This is a genomic window from Sphingopyxis microcysteis (genome assembly GCF_012274265.1).
GTDB lineage: Bacteria > Pseudomonadota > Alphaproteobacteria > Sphingomonadales > Sphingomonadaceae > Sphingopyxis > Sphingopyxis microcysteis.
Map to the genome: position 1 here is coordinate 1,600,184 of NZ_JAANYY010000002.1, position 19,459 is coordinate 1,619,642.

Here is a 19,459-nt window from a genome sequence, read left to right on the forward strand (position 1 = left end):
CTGCCATGGTGTCGCGCGGCGCGGCCTGCGGAGCAAGCCATTTCGGATGCGGTCGAATATCCGGCCCCAACCCTTGCTTTCCGCCGCCGAATCTGTATAGGCGCGCTCCATTGGGGCGAGGCGCTTTGCCGTCGCCCCATTTGCTTTGCACCGATTTCGCAGGGCAAGACGACAGCCGGAGGGGCCTGCGATTGGCGCAGGTCAGCGATCGGCCAAATCGAAGGAAGCGCACCATGCCGTTTTACGAGCATGTTTTTATCGCGCGTCAGGACCTGAGCCAGGCTCAGGTCGACGCGCTGGCGGAAACCGTCACCAACGTCATTGGCGAATATAAGGGCACGGTCCACAAGACCGAGACCTGGGGCCTGAAGCAGCTCGCCTACAAGATCCAGAAGAACCGCAAGGGTCATTATGTGATGCTGTCGGCCGAAGTTTCGGGCGAAGCGATCGCCGAGATCGAGCGTCAGGCCGCGATCAGCGAAGACATCATCCGCTGGATGACGATCAAGGTCGACGAACTCGAAAAAGGCCCGTCGGTCATGATGCGCAAGCAGGAACGTCGGGGCGGCCGTGGCGGCCGTGACCGCGACGGCGAAGAATAAGGATAAAGACCATGGCACGACCCTTTTTCCGTCGCCGCAAGACCTGCCCCTTCACTGCGAAGGACGCACCGGTCATCGATTACAAGGACGTCCGCCTGCTCCAGGGTTACCTGTCGGAGCGCGGCAAGATCGTCCCGTCGCGGATTACCGCGGTATCCGCCAAGAAGCAGCGTGAGCTGGCGAAAGCGATCAAGCGCTCGCGCCACATCGGCCTGCTGCCCTACATTGTGAAGTAAGGAGGGCTGGTCTGATGGAAATCATTCTGCTCGAACGCATCGAGAAACTCGGCGGCATCGGCGATGTCGTCACCGTCAAGAACGGCTTTGCCCGTAACTATCTGCTGCCGAACAACAAGGCGCTGCGCGCGAACGACGCGAACCGCAAGCTGTTCGAAGCCAACCGCACCAAGATCGAGGCCGACAACGCCGAACGTCGCGGTGAAGCAGAAGTCCGCGCCAAGGACATCGACGGCAAGCAGATCGTCCTGATCCGCCAGGCGTCGAACACCGGCCAGCTGTACGGTTCGGTTTCGGTCCGCGACATCGTTGACGCCCTGGTCGAAGACGGCGTCACCGGCGTGACCAAGTCGATGGTCGAACTGGAACGCCCGATCAAGGCGCTCGGCCTGGTCGACGTCAAGGTCAAGCTGCACCCCGAGGTCGCCGTGACCGTCGGCGTCAACGTCGCGCGCTCGCCCGACGAAGCCGAAATGCAGAAGCAGGGCATCGACGTCATCGCCGCGATGTTCGAGGAAGAACAGGCCGAAGCCGTCGCTTCGGCGCTGGAACCCGACAGCGAAGACGAATTCGACGACGCGACGCCGCCGTCGGAACGCGCTGCCGAGGAAGCTCCGGCTGCAACCGAGGACGAAGAGGCGTAAGCTTTTCGCTCTCGCACGAGACAGGAAAGGCTCCGGAACCTGGCGTTCCGGAGCCTTTTTCTTTGGCTTTCCATAGGGTTCAATGTCAGCCCATGGGCAGGAAGCGGACATTCCGGTCCCCGGTTACGCGGGCTGGAGCCGCGATCCGCGCGGCGCGTGCCCCGCGCCATCATCCCAAAGTTCAGGAAAGTTCAGCCCATTGCGGCGCCCGGATTGTCGTGCTCGGCGGACAAGGGGCGGTTGAGTCTTTGCCGCGTCCGGAAACCGGGCGGTGACCGCTTTTTGGCTACATATGGACAGAGCTGAGACGAAGGCTGGCACAGCCGAAGATTGTAGGACAGCGTTTTTTTAGCGGCGGGTGGCGGCTTTGGGGTGGTTTTAAGCCATTCCCCTCCCTTTCAGGGAGGGGTTAGGGGTGGGTGCGAGCGAAGCGAGCTGAGGCAGAATGCCGCCTTCGGCGGCTACCCACCCCCAGCCCCTCCCTAAAAGGGAGGGGAGAAGACATGGCAGCTTCCGGTCGCCTCCAGACCTTCGTCATCCCGGACTTGATCCGGGATCCATTCACGCAACGCCGGAAGAATGGATCCCGGATCAAGTCCGGGATGACGATGCAATGAACGTCCGCAACTGGCCGCAAGCGCCCCCCTCAATACCCCATCAAACTCAGCACTTCCTTGCGGCTGCGCTGGTCATCGAGGAAACAGCCGAGCAACCGGCTCGTCACCATCCCTACCCCGGGGGTACGCACGCCACGCCCAGTCATGCAGCCATGCTGCGCATCGATCACTACCGCAACGCCGTGCGGGTGCAGATTGTCCCAAATGCAGCGCGCGACCTCGGCGGTCAGCCGTTCCTGCACCTGCAACCGCCGGGCATAGCCGTTGAGCACGCGCGCCAGCTTGGAAATGCCGACGACGCGGTCGCGCGGCATATAGGCGATCGACGCTTTGCCGGTGATCGGCGCCATATGATGTTCGCAATGCGACTGGAACGGAATATCCTTCAGCAGCACGAGCTCGTCATAGCCCCCCACCTCTTCAAAGGTGCGCGCCAGGTGGATCGCCGGGTCGTCGGCATAGCCGCTGCAATATTCCTTCCACGCGCGCGCCACGCGCTTGGGCGTATCGAGCAATCCCTCGCGCGCCGGATCGTCGCCGGCCCATTCGATCAGCGTCCGCACCGCGTCCGCGACATGGTCGGGAACGACCACCTTGCCATCCGCTCCCACTTCAACCTTGCTGTCGCTCATCGCCCCACTTTCACTGTTGCATTCTTGCCGCACATTTCGGTGCCCACGCCTAGATAAACAAGGGTGGAACGACAACAATATTGCAGCGTGCGCAAGTTTACGTTGCGGAAACTTGGGATTTTGCATCATTGCAACTGCCCCATTTCATGTCGCTTTCCAGATCGAACAAGTGGCTTGACGCTCGCGTCAACTAAGCGCACCTTTGGGTTGCATTACAGAACCCGCTCAAGCGGGTCGTGATCCGGAGAGGCCGGCGTTTTTCCCCGACGCCGGTGGGAGAGGACGATGACCAGCACAGCTGGCAAGTGGGATACACCCGGGCATCCGGCCGTTTCGGTCGGACAGCCTTTGCCATGTCTGGTCCTATCCCCTCCCCTTACCACAACTTGAATTTGGGCGGCCCCGCAGTGCGCGGGTTCGAAAAAGGGAGGCTGTAAATGAAGTTCAAGGCTCTGATCGGAACGTCGATTCTTGCGATGGCGGTGGCGACACCCGCATGGGCGCAGGATCCGGCGGAGGAAGTCGAACGCGACGCGTTCGGCGGCGAAATCGTCGTCACGGCACAGCGTCAGTCCGAACGGCTCCAGGACGTGCCGATCGCGGTCAGCGCCTTTTCGTCCGAAGCCCTGGAAGCGCAGCAGATCAAGACGCCGTCGGATTTGCAGCTGACCCTGCCCAATGTGACCTTTACAAAAACCAACTTTACCGGCGCCAGCTTTACGATCCGCGGCATCGGCGACCTGTGCGTCGGCACCACCTGCGACAGCGCGACCGCGATCCATCTGAACGGCGACCCGCTGTTTTCAACCCGCCTGTTCGAAACCGAATTCTACGACCTGGAACGCGTCGAAGTTCTGCGCGGGCCGCAGGGTACGCTGTTCGGCCGCAACGCAACGTCGGGCGTGGTCAACGTAATCACCGCCAAGCCCAAGCTCGGGACGTTCGAAGCCGCCGCCGAGGGCGAATATGGCAACTATAATTCGATCAAGGGCAAGGGGATGGTCAACATCCCGCTCGGCGACAATATGGCGTTCCGCGTTGCGGGCATCTACCTGAACCGCGACGGCTATACCCGCAACGCCTTCCTCAATACCCGTATCGACGATCGCGATCTCTATTCGGTCCGCGGCTCGCTGCGCTGGGAACCGAGCGACGACACGACGATCGACATTCTGGCGTCCTATTTCCACGAAAGGGACCAACGCACCCGTATCCAGAAACAGCTTTGCCAGCGCGACCCGACCGGCATTTTGGGCTGTCTCAACACCCGCCGCGACAACGCCCCGTTCAACGGCAACGCCACCTTTACCGCGGCGCTGACCTCGCGCGAGTTCCTCGCCATCCGCGGGATCCCCACTGCATTCGCGCTAGGCAGCCTTTATGGCCCCGATGTGTATGCCAACACCACGGTTCCCGCCGATCCGCGGGTGGTGAACACCGCTTACACCCCCAGCTATTTCACCAGCGAACTGACCGTTCAGGGCCAGATCGAGCATAATTTTGGGCCGGTGTCGCTGCAGGTGTCGGGCCAGTATCAAAAGGTCAAACTCGACGCCTCGCAGGATTATAACAGCAATGTCGGCAACCGCGCGCTCTACGCGGGCGGCCTCGCTACCTTGCAGGCGGCGGCAGGCGGCGCGCTGGGCGCTGCGTTCACCCCCTATTTTGCGCCGGTCGCCGCGGCGATCATTCCCAACGGGCCGACCGGGCAGCTCTGCACCTCGCTCGCCGAGGAAACGGGTTATGGCGCCTATGGCGGCAAAAAAATCTGTAGCGATCAGTCGCTGCAATTCGACCGGTCGAACCAGAATAACAGCAGCTGGTCGGTCGAAGGCATTTTGACCAGCGATTTTGACGGACCGTTCAACTTCCTGGTCGGCGGCATCTATGCCGATTATCATCTGACCGAGAACAGCTATTATGTGAACGCCTTCCCGATCGATTATCTGACCGGGGTGTTGGGTGCATTCACCGCGGCGACCAATCCGCCCGCTGCGGGCGGTCCGTTGCCGCCGTCGTTCCTGGCGACGCCCTTTTTCCGCAACAACACCGACGACCTCAAGATCACGTCCTACGGCCTGTTCGGTGAAGCCTATTTCGAGTTCAGCGACCGGCTGAAACTGACGGCGGGCCTGCGTTACAACAATGACAAAAAGGCGGTGACGGCGCGCTCGACGCTCGCCAGCTTCCTGGCCCCGCATGGCGGAACCAGCGACACCGTGTTCGGATCGCCGTTCGTCGGGTCGTTCGACGCCGATCCGGGCACGCCGGGCAATCAGATCATCCAGTCACGCCAGGTCAAGTTCAACAAGCTGACCGGACGCGCCGTCCTCGACTTCAAGGTCACCGACGACAATCTGCTCTATGCGTCCTATTCGCGCGGATATAAATCGGGCGGGATCAACCCGCCGCTGCAGCCGATCTTTGCGGTTCCCGAAAGCTTCGCCCCCGAACAGGTCGACGCGTTCGAAATCGGGTCGAAGAACAGCTTCGGCAACGGCGCGCTCCAGCTGAACCTGACCGCCTTCTATTACAAATATAAGGATCTTCAGCTAAGCAAGATCGTCGCCCGCACCGCGGTCAACGACAATGTCAGCGCCAACATTTACGGGTTCGAAGCCGAAGCGATCGTGCGGCCCGACCCGGACCTGGTGATCAACCTGGGCTTCAGCTACCTGCACAGCAAGGTCAGCGACGACAAGTTCACCAGCAATCCGCGCGACTTTGGTGGTGGCCGTTCTGACGCGGTGATCATCAAGGACATCACCAATGCCGCGAACTGCGCCGTGGCGTCGCGGTCGGGCAACGTCGCCGGGGTCAATGCCTTTGTGAACGGGGTACAGCAGGTCATCAACGGCGGCTTCGTTCCCGGTGTCCAGGGCGGGGCCGGCCTGCAACCCACCACCGCCTTCCCTGCCGACGGCGGCATCGCGTCAACCGGCGCGTTCAGCATCTGCGGCGTCATGGAAGCAGCGGCCGCCGGCGCCTTTGCCGGGGCGGGGCTCAATCCGACCGCTTTCGGCGGGATCGAATATTTCTCTGCCGGGGTTCCCGTCAACATCAAGGGCAACCAGCTGCCGCAGGCACCGAACTACAAGTTCAGCGCCGGCGTGCAATATACCGCGCGGCTGGGCGGCGGCGACATGACGCTCGTTCCCCGCCTCGACCTCGCCTACACCGGCGAAAGCTACGGCAGCATCTTCAACGGCAATGTGAACCGGATCAAGGGCTATGCCCAGGTCAATGCCCAGCTGCAGCTCAACGGCCCCGACGAGAAATGGTATGTCAAAGGCTTCATCCAGAACGTCTTCGACTCGGCCAGCGTCACCGGCCTGTACATCACCGACCAGTCGTCGGGTAACTACACCAACATCTTCACCCTCGAACCGCGCCGCTATGGCATCGCGGCGGGCGTGAAGTTCTAAGCGACCGGCGGTAACGCCGACAAAAAACCCCGGCCTCTCCATCGAGAGGCCGGGGTTTCTTTTGTCTGCTGACCGGAGGGCCGAAGCGTTCGAGCGCTCCAGCCCGCCGCGATCAGAATTTGAAGCGAACGGTGCCGCCATAGGTGCGCGGCTGGCTGGGATAGCCCGACACGCTGCCCGCCTGCGCCACGGCCGGGAAGATCGTCGTCAGATACTGCGCGTTGGTCAGGTTGCGACCCCACACGCCGACGTCCAGGCCATTGGTCAGGCGAACCGTGAACGACGCGTTGAGCGAGTTCACCTCGCGCTGCAGGCTTTCGACCACGCCTGCCGGGAAACCGCTCAGGCCTTCGACGATCTGCACCGGGCTTTCATAGCTGTAGTCGACGTGCGCGATCGCCTTCGTCCCGCCCGCAAATTCATGCGTATAGGTCGCGCCCATTGACATCGACAGCGCGGGGATGCCCGCGGGGGTCGTGCCCGAGATGTCGCCGAACGCCGAATTGACGAAGCTGTCGTACTTGGCATCGAGGTAGGTCGCCGCCAGCGTCAGGTTCAGCCCCTCGACCGGCCGCACCGACCCGTCGAACTCGATGCCAAAGGTCGACTGCTTGCCGGCGTTCGCCAGCGCGAAGCCGGTGCCGGTGAACACGTTCGACTGGAAGCCCTTGATCGACTGTTTGAACACCGCGACGTTGACCGCCGCAACGTCCCACTGGCCCTTGATCCCGAATTCGTAAACCGTCGATTCTTCGGGCGCCGCAAAGCGCGAGCCCGTCGCCAGGTTCGGGGTGCGCAGGCCCGCAGCGGTGATCGCCGCCAGGTCCGACGCGAGCGGACGGCTGTCGCGCGACAGGTTGACCGAGCTCGCCTTGAAGCCGGTCGCATAGGTCGCATAGACGTTGACCGTGTCGGTCACCTCATAGGCGGCGCGAACGCTGTACGAGAAATCGCCGTCGCTGGTCTTGCCATCCTCAACCGAATTGGGGACGTTCAGGAAGGGCGGCAGGAACTGGAACGCCTTCAGCCCATTGAGCGGGTTCGCCGCCGGGTTGTTCTGGTTGGCGTTGGCAAAAGCCTGCACCTGTCCCGAAATCCCCGCGAAAGCCGCCGGGTTCGCCGCTGCGAACGCGCCGATTTCAGCCGCGGTCGCCGAACGACCGAGGTTGAGCACGCTCGGGCCGCCGATCGTCTGCGCCAGGCCGCCCTGGAACAGCAGCTGGTTGCGGAACGGCGCATATTGCGGCGCGTCGAGATTGAGCCCCGAGAAGGTGTCGGTGCTGATCACGTTGGTCGAGAAATTCTTGCGGTCCTTGGTGTAGTTGCCGCCGAACGACAGGGTCAGCCGGTCGGTCACTTCAAAATCGAGCGTGCCAAAGATCGAGAACGCCTCGTCCTTCATCCGATAGGCTTCGTCGAGCCCGTCGCCGGCGCGGAAGAAGGTGCCGAGATAGCGGGTCGGGGCGCCTTCGAGCGCGCCGAAGGTGCCTTCGAGCAGCGCGACGTTGAGCGCGTTGCCGCTCGCGGCGCGGATCAGCTGGTCGCCATAGGGGCGGAACTGGGTGCCGAAGCGAATGTCGTTCTTTTGCCGGATCTTTTCGTTGAAATAATAGCCGCCGAGCAGGAAGTTGATCGGGCCGTCAAAATCCGACGTGACGCGCAGTTCTTGGGTGAAGGTGTTGATCCCCAGGTCCTGGCTGTTTTCACCGATCAGGTCAGCGCCGGTGAAGTCCGAATCCTGGTTGGTCAGCGCCTTGACCTTGCGGTACGCGGTGATCGACGTCAGCGCGAGGTTGCCGAGGTCATAGTCGATCTGACCCGAACCGCCGTAGTTTTCGATCTCGTTCGACGACAGGAAGTTGTTGTACACATTGTACGAAAAGGGGTTGTTGGCATCGACGCTGGGGCCGCCCGCCAGCGCGTTGGTGATCGCGACGGTCGGACCGGCAATGACATTGCCCGCGATGCAGCAATTTTCGTCGATCTTGTCATAATCGCCGATCAGGCGGATCGACAGCGCGTCGGTCGGTTCGAACAGGAGCTGGCCGCGCACGCCCCAACGGTTGCGGTCGTTGACGTCGGTGCCAAGCTTCAGATCCTGCGCATAGCCGTCGCGGCGATTGTAGCTGCCGCCGATCGAGAAGGCGACCGTCTCGCTGATCGGCCCGGTCACGTCGCCCTTGACGGTGATCGCGTCGAAATTGCCATAGGTCACTTCGGCCGAACCGCCGAATTCATACTGCGGCTTTTGCGTGACGATGCTGATGACGCCTGCCGATGCGTTCTTGCCGAACAGGGTCGACTGCGGCCCGCGCAGCACTTCGATGCGTTCGACGTTCGGAAGGTCGCCGATCTGCGCGGCCGAGCGCGACCGATACACGCCGTCGATGAACACGCCGACCGACGGTTCGATACCGGCATTGTTGGCACCGTTGCCGAAACCGCGGATGATGAAGTTGGTGTTGGCGCTCGACTGGAGCTGCGACACGCGCAGGCTGGGGACCGCGGTCTGCAGGTCGATGAGGTCGCGGATCTGCGATTCCTCCAGCTGCGCCGCCGACGTCACCGAAACGGCGACCGGCGTGTCCTGCAGGGTCTGCGACCGCTTCGACGCGGTCACGATGATGTCATTGCCATAATCGGTATCGTCGACCGCGACCGCGCTGTCGTCGGCGGGTGCGGCGTCCTGGGCAAAAGCGATGGCGGGGGTGGCGCTGGCGCACAGCATCGTGGCGCCCAGCAAAAGGTTGCGCAAAGTCATGATGTCTCTCTCTCCAAACCGGTGCAAGCGCGGCCCTGCGGCCAAAGAGGGAGATGCCCCACCGGAACAGGCCGCTGTAGTTGCCGCGCGCGCCGCGTCAACGCGGCGGCATCAGGTAATGCCGTTTTTCTTCGCATTTGTGTCCGAAAAGCAACAGTTTGCACTGCAACATAAGCGTCGCGCACAAGTCCCGAAAGCCCTGCAAATGCCTTAGTCCACCGCGCGCCATGCGCCGGGCGCCCCCGATCGCCCAGCGCCCAGCCGCCGGCGCCTAACCGCACAAGCCGTAGCGTCGGGTAGCCCGGCGCCGCGGCCATCCGCCGCACCTGACGATTGCGTCCCTCGATGATGACGATCTCCAGCCAGCTGTCGGCGACGCTCTTGCGAAAACGCACCGGCGGATCGCCCGGTCAAAGTTCGGGCGGCTTGATTCCAGCGGCTGGGATAGTGGTGCCCGGGGACGGGATCGAACCGCCGACACTGCGATTTTCAATCGCATGCTCTACCAACTGAGCTACCCGGGCAGGGCCGCTGCGACCCGTTGGTCGCGCTGGCGAGCGGCGGCTATAGGCAGGGCTTGTTGTCCTGTCCAGTGGCTTTGTGATGTCGGATTTTCCGCGTCAACTTTCGTCGAAACGATCGCTGTCGGCGGTCCCGTCGGGCGCCTGCGTCGCGGCGACGCGATAGTCTTCGCCGAACCAGTTCAAGAGGTCGCGGTCGCGGCAGCCGCGACTGCAAAAGGGTTTGAACTCCGGCTCGCGCGGCTTGCCGCAGAGCGGACAGCGCGGCGGTTTATTGGGCATGTCCGGTTCCTTTGCTGGCGGCATCGACGGTGAGCTGGACCGGACGCCCGGTGCGCGTTTGCAACAGCGCCGTCCATGCGGGATGCGCTGCGATATGGTCGATCACCGCGGGCCGCGCGGTCAGCGTCAACACTCCCGTCCCCACCGCGCGCTCGGCCTGCCGCAGCAACAGCGCCGCATCGGTGGCGACCGGGTCGAGCACGACCTGTTCGATCAGCGAGGGGCGATCGCGGCGCCGGATGATCTGCATCAGCCCGAATCCGTTGACTGCGGTGCGTTCATAAGGCTGGGGCAGCGCCGCGTCGATTGCGGCATCGATCGCGTGACGCCCGGCACGGCCCGGCAGCGAAGGAAAGTCGATGCCGATCGATCCGCCGATGTCGCAGCAGCGGATCACCGCCGCCGCAGCCTTGGCACCGGCTGTGGCCAGCGCCAGCGCATCGCCGTCGCCATCGATATCGATCAGCACCATCGCAGGCGTCGCATCGACCCACAGCGCGCCGCCGTCGAAGGGCCAGTGACCGGTGCGGACATGATCGAACAATTCGGACCAGCCCGCCTGTTCGAGCCGGTCGGGATCGGTCGCGCGCAGCTCGGTTACCGGCAGGCCGCTGGCTGCGATCCGCGCGCGCAGGTCGGGTCCGTCGCCGATGACCGCGCCCGCCTCGGCCACCCGCGCCCGCGCCGGTTTGCCCCGCCCGCGTTCGCGCAGCGCCATGCGGGTGATCTCGACCGTCAGCGCGGCGCCGATCGATGTGGCAGCCGGCAATCCGGTCAAGCTGGCGGCGGGAGCGCCGGGCCAGTCGAGCGTCACCAGTGGCGATTTCCCGGCTTCGACCAGCCGCGCCGCGACCACCGCGCCGACGCGCGGCCCGGCGCCGTCGCGCTCGATCCGTGCCTCCAGAATGTCGTCGCCATCGACCAGCGCCGCGCGCACTTCGCCGATCCCGGCTTCGTACAGCCATTCAGCCAAGGGGGATGCCCGCGCTGGTCAGCAGGGTGCGTGTTTCGAACAGCGGCAGCCCGACGACATTCGAATGGCTGCCCGACAGGAAACGGACAAAGGCCTCGGCGCGACCCTGGATCGCGTAGCCGCCAGCCTTGCCCATGCCCTCCCCGCTTTCGACATACCAGTCGATCTCGGCGGCGCTCAGCACCTTGAAGGCGACGATGGTGTCGGCGACGCGCACGCGCGCCTTGCCGTCGGTCCCGACGACGCACAGCCCCGAATAGACATGGTGCCGCCGCCCCGACAGCAGGCCGAGCATGCGGCGCAGATCCGCCTCGTCGGCGGGTTTTTCCAAGATGCGGCGCCCGACCGCGACGGTCGTGTCGCCCGCCAGCACCACCTCGTCCGCCGCACGCGCGACCGCCAGCGCCTTGCCCTTGGCCAGCCGCGCGACATAATCACGCGGCAGTTCGCCCTTCAGCGGCGTTTCGTCGATGTCGGGGGACGCGATCCGTGCCGGGATCACGCCGATGCGCGTCAGCAGCTCACGCCGCCGGGGCGAAGTCGAAGCGAGAACCAGTACCGGCATGGGCGCAGGAGTTTTCGCCGCGCCGCTCACTTGAAGCGATAGGTGATCCGACCCTTGGTCAGGTCATAGGGGGTGAGTTCGACGAGCACTTCGTCGCCAACCAGAACGCGGATGCGGTTCTTGCGCATCTTTCCGGCCGTGTGGCCCAGAATCTCGTGGTTGTTTTCCAGTTTGACGCGAAACATCGCGTTGGGCAGCAGTTCGACCACTTGGCCGCGCATCTCCAGAAGTTCTTCTTTCGCCATCAGTTCTCTAGGATCTCACAAAATAAGGATGCGCGCCCATAGCCGCAAAATGCCGCGATGGAAAGCAGTCTGTCACGCAACGAGCCGCAGCTTTCGCGCGATCCGCCAGCCCACCGACCGCGCCCAGGCATAGCTTGGCCAGCGCGGCGGCATCGCCGGGTCCAGCCCCATGCGGCGCAGCGCGGCGTTGGCGGCGTGCGCTTCGGATTCGCGATAGCTCCATTCGCTGCGCCAGGTGATCGACAGCGAGATCGACGGCGCATCGCCATTGGCGACGAAGTGCGGCGCCATGACCGGCATCAGCACGGCGTCGCCGGGAGCGAGCGGCACCTGCTGCGCATCGGCATGGAAATCGTCCTGCCACGGCAGGTTGCGGTGGCCGCCGCCATGATAGCGTTCATGCTCGCGGCGATCGGCAAAACGCTCGTCGCCCGCGGGCCAGACGTTCATGACCTTGGTCCCGCGCAGTTGCAGCAGGATATTATGTTCGGGGTCGAAGTGATAGGGCGTGATCGACCCCGGCGACGAAATGAAGATGAACCCCTGCGGCGTCAGCATCGCGCCCGTCCGTGGTTCGACTACCGACTTGAGTTCGCCGAGCAGGTCCATCAGCAGCGTGCGATAAGCCGGAACATTTTCGATATTCTTGAGCACCGCCCAGCTGCCATTGGTGTCGATGGTGCGGATCGTCTCGCCGATCGACAAGCCGTTCGACGGGACATCCTCGGGACGGATCCCGATCGGGACATTGCCCGGATTATATTCGACCGCGCTCACCGGCATGCTTTCGGCAAGCTCTGCCAGCGCCTCGATCGACAGCAAGGGATGGTCGGGCAGATGATGGCGCAGCAGTCCCGCCTTCAAAGGATATAGTGCCGCCATCGCCGCCAGCGTGTCGGCGGGGAAAACGGGAGCAGAGATCGGCTGATGCGCAGTCATGTCGGGCTTTCTACTTCATTTTCGACGGCGGTGGGAGCTTTCCAGCGTCGCCAGAGCCGCTCGATCCTGGCGAGCATCGCAAAGCGCAGCCGGTCGGCGGGCGACGACAGCGCGGCGTTTACCCACACCAGCGCGCGGCGCTCGCGCCAGACGCTGTCGATCATCGGATGTCCGGGCGCAGCGCAGCTGTCGACCCACGCGATCGCGGGGTCGTCCAGCAGGTCGAGATTTTCCTGTTGCAGCAACACCCCGGGCGAAAAGCGGGCATATTCCTCGTCGAACGCGGTCTTGAACGAAAAGCCCCCGGGCGGCGCCCGAAAATTGATCAGCATCGCCAGCGGTCGCTCGTCGAGGTCCAGCGCACGCATGTCGAGCCGTCCCGCCTCTGCGGCACCGGCGATGATGGCGCGGAACCAAGCCTCGGTATCGCCATGGCTGGCGAGCGCCGATCCGGCGCGGCCTTTCCAGCCGCGCGCCTCCAGGTCCAGAAAGCTGTCGATCCACGGATCGATCGCCTCTCCCGCCCGCCAGCGCCGAAAACGCACGCCCCCCTGCTCGGCGAGCCGATTGGCCTGGCGTCGATGCTCCTTGCGCTTCTTGGCGCGCACCGCGGTGTCCCAATATTCGGCGGGCGACAGGTCGCTGGCGAGCAGCGCGCGCTCTTCGCGATGGACGATCTCGGCTTCGCCGCCGCGCACCCGCGCGACGTCGATCAGCGCGCGGTGCAGCGGTCCATCCTCGGTCAATCGCGGCAAATGCAACAAGGTCCGCGCCCACGGCGCAGCGTCGCACCAGCCGAGCAGGATCGACCAGAACAGGCGTTCGAACCCCGCGCGGACCAGCGGCAATCCCAGAAAATGATTGGGGTGCGCCCAGCCGGTCACATGGCGCAGCGGCAGGCGGCCATAATGCGGCGCAGCGGCGATCGGCATGATGCCGATCACCGGCCCGTCGCTGCCGTCGCGCACCATGACCAGCCGCGCGTGCCGTTCGGGATCGAGCAGGTGCAGCGCCGATTGCAGGCACCAGCGTTCGGCAAAGGGATTGGGTTCGCTGGCCTCCGCCGCCAGCCGGTCCCACGCCGCCGCCAGTTCGTGCGACAGCGCCAGCGGATCGACGATACGCACCGTCAGCGGATCGGCAGGGGTGGCGTCGGCGGGAAAGGCGGGGTGCACCGTCATCGGGTGGAGGTTAGCAGGGAAGCGTTAAAATGGGGTGGCGATTTATCTGAAGCCCCTCCCCTTTAGGGGAGGGGTTGGGGTGGGGGCTGTCGATGTTGCGCAAGGCCGACGGCCCCCACCCCACTCGACTAAAGGCCCGGCTGTGCCGGACCAAGTCTCGCTACCCCTCCCCTAAAGGGGAGGGGTGATCTTTCTCAAATCCCGAACAGTTTCGCCAGCGACTTTTCCAGCATGAAAAATTGCCAGATCAGCCGCCCATGGTCGCGCCGCCCAGACTGGTGCGCCGCGACGATACGCTCGATCTCGGCCATGTCGAACCAGCCCGACCGCGCCAGCGTCGACGACGTCGCCAACCCCCTCGCCTGCTCCACCAAAGCGCCGCGGAACCATTGCGACACGGGGGTCACAAACCCCATCTTGGGTCGATACAGAATGTCGTGCGGCAGATAGCGTTCCATGGCCTGCTTCATGATCGCCTTGCCGGTCGATCCCTTGACGCGCATCGACGCGGGCAGGCTCGCGGCAAATTCGATCAGCCGGTAATCGAGCAGCGGCTCGCGCGCCTCCAGGCTCACCGCCATGCTCATCCGGTCGGTCTTGGTCAGGATGTCGCCGGGCAGCCAGATCATCAGGTCGGCATATTGCGCGCGGTCGAGCGGCTCGCGCGCCGGGGCGTCGGCCATCGCCTTCCAGTAGCGCGCCTCGGCGACATGATCGCCCAGCGCCTGATGCGCCGCGTCGTTGAACAGGAGCGACCGCTGCGCCTGCCCCGTCACACCGACGGCTTCGGCATAGCCTTCGGCGCCGCTTTTCGACAGGCTGGCGAGCGTCGCGCGGGCGCGCAGGGGACGCGGCGCCCAGTCCATCTGCGGCCACACCTTCGCCAACGGCCCCAGCACCCCGCGGCGCAGGAAGCCCGGGATCAACCCGCGCAGCCGCTCCTCCTGATGCTGGAACACCAGCCGCCGATACCCCGCAAACGCCTCGTCGGCGCCGTCGCCCGACAGCGCTACCGTCACATTTTCACGCGCGAGCTCGCACACGCGATACGTCGGCAGCGCGCTCGCGTCGGCGAAGGGCTCGTCGAAATGATCGGCGATCGTGTCGACCAGCCCGAAATCGCCCGATGATACGGTGCGGGTGCGGTGATCGGTCGCGAAGCGTTCGGCGATTTGCCGCGCATATTCGGTCTCGTCGAGCGCCGCGTGATCGAAGCCGATCGTGCAGGTCTTGACCGCCTTCGCGCTCGCCTCGGCCATCAATGCGACGACCGCGCTGCTGTCGACGCCGCCCGACAGAAAGGCGCCGAGCGGAACGTCGGCGACCATCCGATCGGTCACCGCGGCGCGCATCAGGTGAACGAGATGCTCGGCCGCCTCACCTTCGTTGGCCTTGATACGCCGCGAAAAATCGGGCGCCCACCAGCGCGTCGGCGCGGGGATGGCCTTGCCGCGTTCGAGCAGCAGGAAATGCCCCGCGGCCAGCTTCTCGACCCCCGCGACGATGCAATTGTCGTCGGGTACATAACCAAAGGCGAGGAAATCCTCGATTGCCGTCAGGTTGGCTTCCTGCCGCAAGAGCGGATTGCGCAGCAGCCCTTTCAGTTCGGACGCGAACGCCACCGACCCGTCGGACAGCCGCGCATAGTGCAGCGGCTTCACCCCCAGCCGGTCACGGGCGAGGAACAGGCAGCCGCGCGCATGATCGTGGATCGCAAAGGCGAACATCCCGTTCAGCCGCGAAAGGCAATCCGGCCCCCATTGCCGCCACGCCGCGATGATGACCTCGGTATCGCCGCTGGTGCGGAACCGGTGGCCGCGATCCTCCAGTTCGGAGCGCAGCTCGCGAAAATTATAGATTTCGCCGTTGTAGGTGAGCGTCACCGTTTCGTCGTCGCTCGCCATCGGCTGCGGGCTGCCGTCGATGTCAATGATCGACAGGCGCAAATGACCGAGCCCGACGCCGGGCGCGGTCCAGACGCCCGACCCGTCCGGGCCGCGATGCGCCATCGGATGCAGCATCGCGCGGAGGCGCGCCGGGTCGACGGGCTTCGCCGTTTCCAGATGATAGATGCCCGCGATCCCACACATGGCGCGATCCCTAACGCAGTTTCAGCGCGCGGTCAGCCATCGCCGTGGCTCCGCCCGACGCGGAAACGAAATCCTCTATCGCATCGCGCCCGCCCTGCCCCGCCTCGCTCGACACGATCAGCGACAGCGCGCGCGGATCGCCGCCGAGCAGTCGCGCCTTCAGGCCCGCGAGCTTGGCGCCACGCGGATCGCCCGTAATCGCCCCGTTCACAAGATACCAGGTCGCCGCATCGCGCAGCACCGGGCCGGGGTGGAGCAACCGTTCGGTCCGCGCGCCGTCGACCGCGGGCAAGGACGCGCTCCACGCCCATTTGCTGTCCGGATCGACTGCGCCCTGTCCGAAGGCAACCACCTCGCGGCCCTCGGCCTGGCGTTCATAGCCGCCAATCGCGACCGTCACCCGGCGTCCATTCGTATCGACGAAATGCCGCAGCAACCGCTGATCGGCGCCGTCGAAGCGCGGCGCCCATGCCATGCCCTCGGCGCGCGTTTCGCTCCAGCCGCGCGGCGCCTCGACCGCCATCGTCGCGGGCAGCGGGGCGCTGCGTCCGCCCACAAGCCATGCCCAGCCAGCAAAGATCAGCGGGATCGCCAGCGCCGCCGGCAGCACCGCCTTCGCCGCACCGGCAAAGCGCGGCGCGCCGTCAAGCCCGGTGACGTCGACCGCCACATCGTTCGCGGGCCGGTCGAACCAGCGCCGTGCGACCAGCATCACGATAACGATCACCAGCCCGAAAAAGATCCAGCCGTAGAAGATATGATCGATCCCGCCCGCCGCCTCGATCCCCCAGATTTCGGCGGCGACCATCGTGCCATAAGCGCGCAGCGCGTTGGCGAGGATCGTGGTCGCAAGTGCCGCGGCGACAAACACGACGCGCCGCGTCCAGCTTTTGAAACAGAGATGCGCCGCGAACACCGCATAGGCGAGCATCGCAATCAGGAAATTGACCCCCGAACATTCCTCGGCCACCTCGAAGAAGCCGGCGGGCGTCGTGATGAAAACCCCCTCCATCTCGGCGGAAATGCCCGACAGGTGGAGCAGGATGACGCTGATATGCGCGGTGAAGGTCTGGAGCAGCGGCACCAGTTCCTCGCCGAACGGCACCAGGAGTAGCGCGTAGCAGAGGGGAAAGAGCAGCCCGCGCACGAGCTTCTCGCCGAGTGTCGCGCCAACCGCGCCCTGCAGCATCAGGATCAGCCCGAGCTGGCGAAACAGCCCAACCCCCGCCGCCTCGCCGACCAGCCACACCAGCCCCGCCACCGCCATCCAGACGAGCGCGGGCCACCAGAAGGCGGGGGTCAGCGGGCGCAGCAGGTCGATCCGCTGCGACACCAGCCAGCCAATCATCGGCACGATCAGCAGGCAGTGCGTGAAGGTCGAGCTGTTCCACCAGATGCCCGCCATATCGGCAGCATCGCGCCAGAAGAGCGCGAGAATAGCACCCGTCAGCAGGGCGAGCGCGGCGAGATGGCGCTGCCAAAGCGTCATGCGGACAGTCCCAGCAGCGCGCCGAGCGGCGCCAGCCGCGCGTCCCAGCCATAGCGCGCGATCATCTGCGCGCGTGCCGCTTGTCCCATCCGGGCCGCCGCCTCGCGGTCGTTAAACAGCGAACTCACCGCAGCGGCCATGCCCGCGGCATCGTCGGCGACTAGCAGATGCTCGCCGCGGGTCGCATCGATGCCTGTCGCTGCGGCGGCGCTTGCCACCACCGGCCGCGCCATCGCCATCGCCTCGAGCAACTTGTTCTGCACCCCGCGCGCGAGCAGCAGCGGCGCGACCACCGCGGCGGCGGCGGCAAGCCACGGCCGCACGTCGGGCACTTCGCCAGTCACCAGCACCCCCGGCAGCTTGGCCAGCGCGCGCACCTCGTCGGTCGGCGCGCGCCCGACGATCGCGAACCGCGCGTCCGGGTGCTGCCGACGGATCAGCGGCAGGATGTCGGCGGCGAACCAGCACACCGCGTCGATATTGGGACGATAGTCCATCTGCCCGGTGAAAATGGCGAGTGGCCCTGCGTCGGTATCGACGGGGTCGAACCCCAGCGCAGGGTCGAAACGGTCGGTGTCGATGCCATTTTCGACGGCATGCACCGTGTCGCCACCCAGGCCACTGCGCGTGCGAAACAACGCCGCCTCGGCCTCGCTGACGAACAGGCTCGCGTCGACGTGCCGCGCCACCTTAGCTTCATACGCGCCGAGCACGCGCGCCTCGCGGCGGTGGACCCAGTTCAGCGGCTGGCGCTGGTCCTGCTCGGCGTAGGTCGCGAACTTGGCCGAATCGACATCGACAAAATCCATCAGTACCGGCCCGTCAAAACCGGCGGGCAAATATTGCGCCATCTGGCCGGAGAAGCCGACGATGTGGGTGATGCTGCCTTGGCGGACGAGCGCATCGACATAGCGCGCGAGCGCCGCATTCCGGAACAGCCGGTTCGACACCGGTTCGCCGCGCAGCACCGCCGATGCCAGCGCGAGCGGGCGCGAGATCTTGCGCACTTCGATCGCCAGGCTCTTGCAAAGCGGCGTCATTTTTTCGTGTGCCTGTGCAGCGTCGGATTCATTGTCGGCCAGCGCCGCAACATGCACCGGCGCCAGCTTCGCCAGCGCTTCGAACATATGCCAGCTGCGAATCCGGTCGCCGCGGTCGGGCGGCCAGGGCGCACGGTGAACGATGAAAAGGATTTCGGGCATGACCCGCGTCTTACCCAAGGCCGCGCGCGATCAGCGGCCCGATCCGGTTCGCCGCCCACAACGGCAATTTCTTCCACAGATCGACCTGTAGCCGATATTTGGCGCTATTCGGGTTGGTATCGCGTGGCGCCTCGCCCGGCGCCAGCCAGCGCGCATAGACAAGCGGCTGCGGCTCGAAACCCCAGTTCTTCTTGTAGCTATAGGGGCCGGTGCCCATTTTCGACCGCCCGAAATCGAAGCGCGTACAGCCCTTGGCGCGCGCATGGCGCATCAGCGCAAAATACATGAGTTCGTTAGCGCGCAGCCGCCGTGCATCGGCGGTGCCGCCGCCCCAATAGGGCATCACCGTCCCGCGCCAATAGAGGCTGAGCACGCTCGCGACGGGTTTCCCGTCCGCGCGCACGGTCAAAATGTCGGCATCGTCGCCGAACGCATCGAGCACCGCATCGAACAGCGCTTTGGGGAATACCGGCGTGCCGAGGTTGCGGACGCTGGTCGCGTAGATGCGATAATGATCGCGTCGTTCGTCAGCATCGCGCCCCGACGTCACGGTCAGGCCGCTGTCCAGCACCTTGCGCACTTCGGCGCGCTGCTTGCGGGGGATCGCTAGCAATTCGGCATCGTCGTCGCTGGCCAGGTCGCGCGCGAACCCGGCATAAACGCCCTCTTCGCGGCGCCAACCGTCGGCATCCGGCTGCGGTCCGCCGCGCAGTTCGACCGACGGCACGCCCAGCGATTGTGCCATCGCCGTCGCTCCCTCGGCCAGCGTCGCGGCGACCGCCGGATCATCGGCGAGGATACCGCCGTCGACCGCAAAACCGCTGCCGACCAGCGCCTGCCCGAACAACGGCGAGCGGACATGGTGGAGCGGCAACAGTCCGGTCAGCGCCCCTTCGGCGTCGCGCGCGGTCACCAGATGGCATTGATGCCCGGTCGCCCGGGTGACCGCCTCGCACCAGGCACGGCTGTGAAAGGGCGTCGCCTGTGCGTGCGCGGCGACATAGGCATCCCATGCCGCCGCGCCGGACAGCGGCGCGCCCGAAAAGCCCTGCATC

The 19,459-nt window shown here is 65.1% G+C and carries 16 protein-coding genes, 1 tRNA gene and 1 pseudogene; 4 read left to right on the forward strand and 14 right to left on the reverse strand.

The features are described from left to right. Positions 1–233: 233 nt before the first annotated feature. The 3 genes from rpsF to rplI are packed head-to-tail and all read left to right on the forward strand — an operon-like array spanning position 234 to position 1,482. Positions 234–602, forward strand: a complete 369-nt coding sequence (gene rpsF / locus G9408_RS07565; RefSeq protein ID WP_137869468.1) for a 30S ribosomal protein S6 — start codon at positions 234–236, stop codon at positions 600–602. An 11-nt stretch (positions 603–613) separates the two neighbouring features. Beyond that, entirely contained in the window at positions 614–838 is a 225-nt protein-coding gene (rpsR, locus tag G9408_RS07570) for a 30S ribosomal protein S18 (RefSeq protein ID WP_088440322.1), read from the forward strand. A gap of 14 nt (positions 839–852) precedes the next feature. Further along, positions 853–1,482: a 50S ribosomal protein L9 gene (rplI, locus tag G9408_RS07575; protein WP_168453341.1), complete on the forward strand. Its 630-nt coding sequence runs from the start codon at positions 853–855 to the stop codon at positions 1,480–1,482. Positions 1,483–2,128: 646 nt separating this feature from the next. Here the strand turns inward: rplI and folE are convergent. Further along, positions 2,129–2,731: a GTP cyclohydrolase I FolE gene (folE, locus tag G9408_RS07580; protein WP_120216835.1), complete on the reverse strand. Its 603-nt coding sequence runs from the start codon at positions 2,729–2,731 to the stop codon at positions 2,129–2,131. 437 nt (positions 2,732–3,168) lie between these two features. Between folE and G9408_RS07585 the strand changes: the two genes are divergently transcribed. Then, a complete protein-coding gene (locus G9408_RS07585; protein ID WP_168453342.1) occupies positions 3,169–6,156 on the forward strand; it encodes a TonB-dependent receptor in 2,988 nt (995 codons plus the stop codon). Between the two features lie 112 nt (positions 6,157–6,268). Here G9408_RS07585 and G9408_RS07590 read toward each other — a convergent pair whose 3' ends face one another. The 13 genes and pseudogenes from G9408_RS07590 to G9408_RS07645 all read right to left on the reverse strand — a co-directional run bounded on the left by G9408_RS07590 (position 6,269) and on the right by G9408_RS07645 (position 19,458). Next, positions 6,269–8,917 (reverse strand): TonB-dependent receptor, encoded by a 2,649-nt coding sequence (locus G9408_RS07590; RefSeq protein WP_168453343.1) that lies wholly within the window; start codon positions 8,915–8,917, stop codon positions 6,269–6,271. A gap of 210 nt (positions 8,918–9,127) precedes the next feature. Continuing rightward, a pseudogene (locus G9408_RS16565) lies at positions 9,128–9,327 on the reverse strand (pseudouridine synthase); the annotation flags it as partial. Between the two features lie 38 nt (positions 9,328–9,365). Beyond that, positions 9,366–9,441, reverse strand: a tRNA-Phe gene (locus G9408_RS07595). 96 nt (positions 9,442–9,537) lie between these two features. Beyond that, a complete protein-coding gene (locus G9408_RS07600) occupies positions 9,538–9,720 on the reverse strand; it encodes a DNA gyrase inhibitor YacG (RefSeq protein WP_120216839.1) in 183 nt (60 codons plus the stop codon). Further along, the gene (locus G9408_RS07605; RefSeq protein WP_168453344.1) at positions 9,710–10,693 is read right to left on the reverse strand and encodes a ribonuclease; all 984 of its coding nucleotides are present in this window, start codon (positions 10,691–10,693) and stop codon (positions 9,710–9,712) included. The genes G9408_RS07600 and G9408_RS07605 overlap by 11 nt, the downstream gene beginning before the upstream one ends. Then, positions 10,686–11,258, reverse strand: coding sequence for a Maf family protein (locus tag G9408_RS07610; RefSeq protein WP_168453345.1), 573 nt, complete (start codon positions 11,256–11,258; stop codon positions 10,686–10,688). The genes G9408_RS07605 and G9408_RS07610 overlap by 8 nt, the downstream gene beginning before the upstream one ends. Positions 11,259–11,284: 26 nt before the next feature. Then, positions 11,285–11,503 (reverse strand): translation initiation factor IF-1, encoded by a 219-nt coding sequence (gene infA / locus G9408_RS07615; protein WP_120216844.1) that lies wholly within the window; start codon positions 11,501–11,503, stop codon positions 11,285–11,287. Between the two features lie 72 nt (positions 11,504–11,575). Further along, positions 11,576–12,442: a cupin-like domain-containing protein gene (locus tag G9408_RS07620; RefSeq protein WP_168453346.1), complete on the reverse strand. Its 867-nt coding sequence runs from the start codon at positions 12,440–12,442 to the stop codon at positions 11,576–11,578. Then, positions 12,439–13,623 (reverse strand): GNAT family N-acetyltransferase, encoded by a 1,185-nt coding sequence (locus tag G9408_RS07625; RefSeq protein WP_168453347.1) that lies wholly within the window; start codon positions 13,621–13,623, stop codon positions 12,439–12,441. Before G9408_RS07625 ends, G9408_RS07620 begins: the two co-directional genes overlap by 4 nt. A gap of 194 nt (positions 13,624–13,817) precedes the next feature. Continuing rightward, positions 13,818–15,713, reverse strand: coding sequence for an XrtA/PEP-CTERM system amidotransferase (locus G9408_RS07630; protein ID WP_168453348.1), 1,896 nt, complete (start codon positions 15,711–15,713; stop codon positions 13,818–13,820). Positions 15,714–15,723: 10 nt separating this feature from the next. After that, entirely contained in the window at positions 15,724–17,202 is a 1,479-nt protein-coding gene (gene xrtA / locus G9408_RS07635) for an exosortase A (RefSeq protein WP_168453349.1), read from the reverse strand. After that, on the reverse strand, positions 17,199–18,404 hold the full coding sequence (locus tag G9408_RS07640; protein WP_168453350.1) for a TIGR03087 family PEP-CTERM/XrtA system glycosyltransferase: 1,206 nt from the start codon (positions 18,402–18,404) through the stop codon (positions 17,199–17,201). Before G9408_RS07640 ends, xrtA begins: the two co-directional genes overlap by 4 nt. A 10-nt stretch (positions 18,405–18,414) precedes the next feature. Beyond that, the gene (locus G9408_RS07645; protein ID WP_168453497.1) at positions 18,415–19,458 is read right to left on the reverse strand and encodes a FemAB family XrtA/PEP-CTERM system-associated protein; all 1,044 of its coding nucleotides are present in this window, start codon (positions 19,456–19,458) and stop codon (positions 18,415–18,417) included. Position 19,459 lies beyond the last annotated feature (1 nt).

What these genes read in the sequence shown, in the direction of transcription:
- rpsF (WP_137869468.1), top strand. Translation starts at nt 234, where the DNA reads ATGCCGTTTTACGAGCATGTTTTTATCGCGCGTCAGGACCTGAGCCAG.
- rpsR (WP_088440322.1), top strand. Translation starts at nt 614, where the DNA reads ATGGCACGACCCTTTTTCCGTCGCCGCAAGACCTGCCCCTTCACTGCG.
- rplI (WP_168453341.1), top strand. Translation starts at nt 853, where the DNA reads ATGGAAATCATTCTGCTCGAACGCATCGAGAAACTCGGCGGCATCGGC.
- folE (WP_120216835.1), bottom strand. Translation starts at nt 2,731, where the DNA reads ATGAGCGACAGCAAGGTTGAAGTGGGAGCGGATGGCAAGGTGGTCGTT.
- G9408_RS07585 (WP_168453342.1), top strand. Translation starts at nt 3,169, where the DNA reads ATGAAGTTCAAGGCTCTGATCGGAACGTCGATTCTTGCGATGGCGGTG.
- G9408_RS07590 (WP_168453343.1), bottom strand. Translation starts at nt 8,917, where the DNA reads ATGACTTTGCGCAACCTTTTGCTGGGCGCCACGATGCTGTGCGCCAGC.
- G9408_RS07600 (WP_120216839.1), bottom strand. Translation starts at nt 9,720, where the DNA reads ATGCCCAATAAACCGCCGCGCTGTCCGCTCTGCGGCAAGCCGCGCGAG.
- G9408_RS07610 (WP_168453345.1), bottom strand. Translation starts at nt 11,258, where the DNA reads ATGCCGGTACTGGTTCTCGCTTCGACTTCGCCCCGGCGGCGTGAGCTG.
- infA (WP_120216844.1), bottom strand. Translation starts at nt 11,503, where the DNA reads ATGGCGAAAGAAGAACTTCTGGAGATGCGCGGCCAAGTGGTCGAACTG.
- G9408_RS07620 (WP_168453346.1), bottom strand. Translation starts at nt 12,442, where the DNA reads ATGACTGCGCATCAGCCGATCTCTGCTCCCGTTTTCCCCGCCGACACG.
- G9408_RS07625 (WP_168453347.1), bottom strand. Translation starts at nt 13,623, where the DNA reads ATGACGGTGCACCCCGCCTTTCCCGCCGACGCCACCCCTGCCGATCCG.
- G9408_RS07630 (WP_168453348.1), bottom strand. Translation starts at nt 15,713, where the DNA reads ATGTGTGGGATCGCGGGCATCTATCATCTGGAAACGGCGAAGCCCGTC.
- xrtA (WP_168453349.1), bottom strand. Translation starts at nt 17,202, where the DNA reads ATGACGCTTTGGCAGCGCCATCTCGCCGCGCTCGCCCTGCTGACGGGT.
- G9408_RS07640 (WP_168453350.1), bottom strand. Translation starts at nt 18,404, where the DNA reads ATGCCCGAAATCCTTTTCATCGTTCACCGTGCGCCCTGGCCGCCCGAC.
- G9408_RS07645 (WP_168453497.1), bottom strand. Translation starts at nt 19,458, where the DNA reads ATGCAGGGCTTTTCGGGCGCGCCGCTGTCCGGCGCGGCGGCATGGGAT.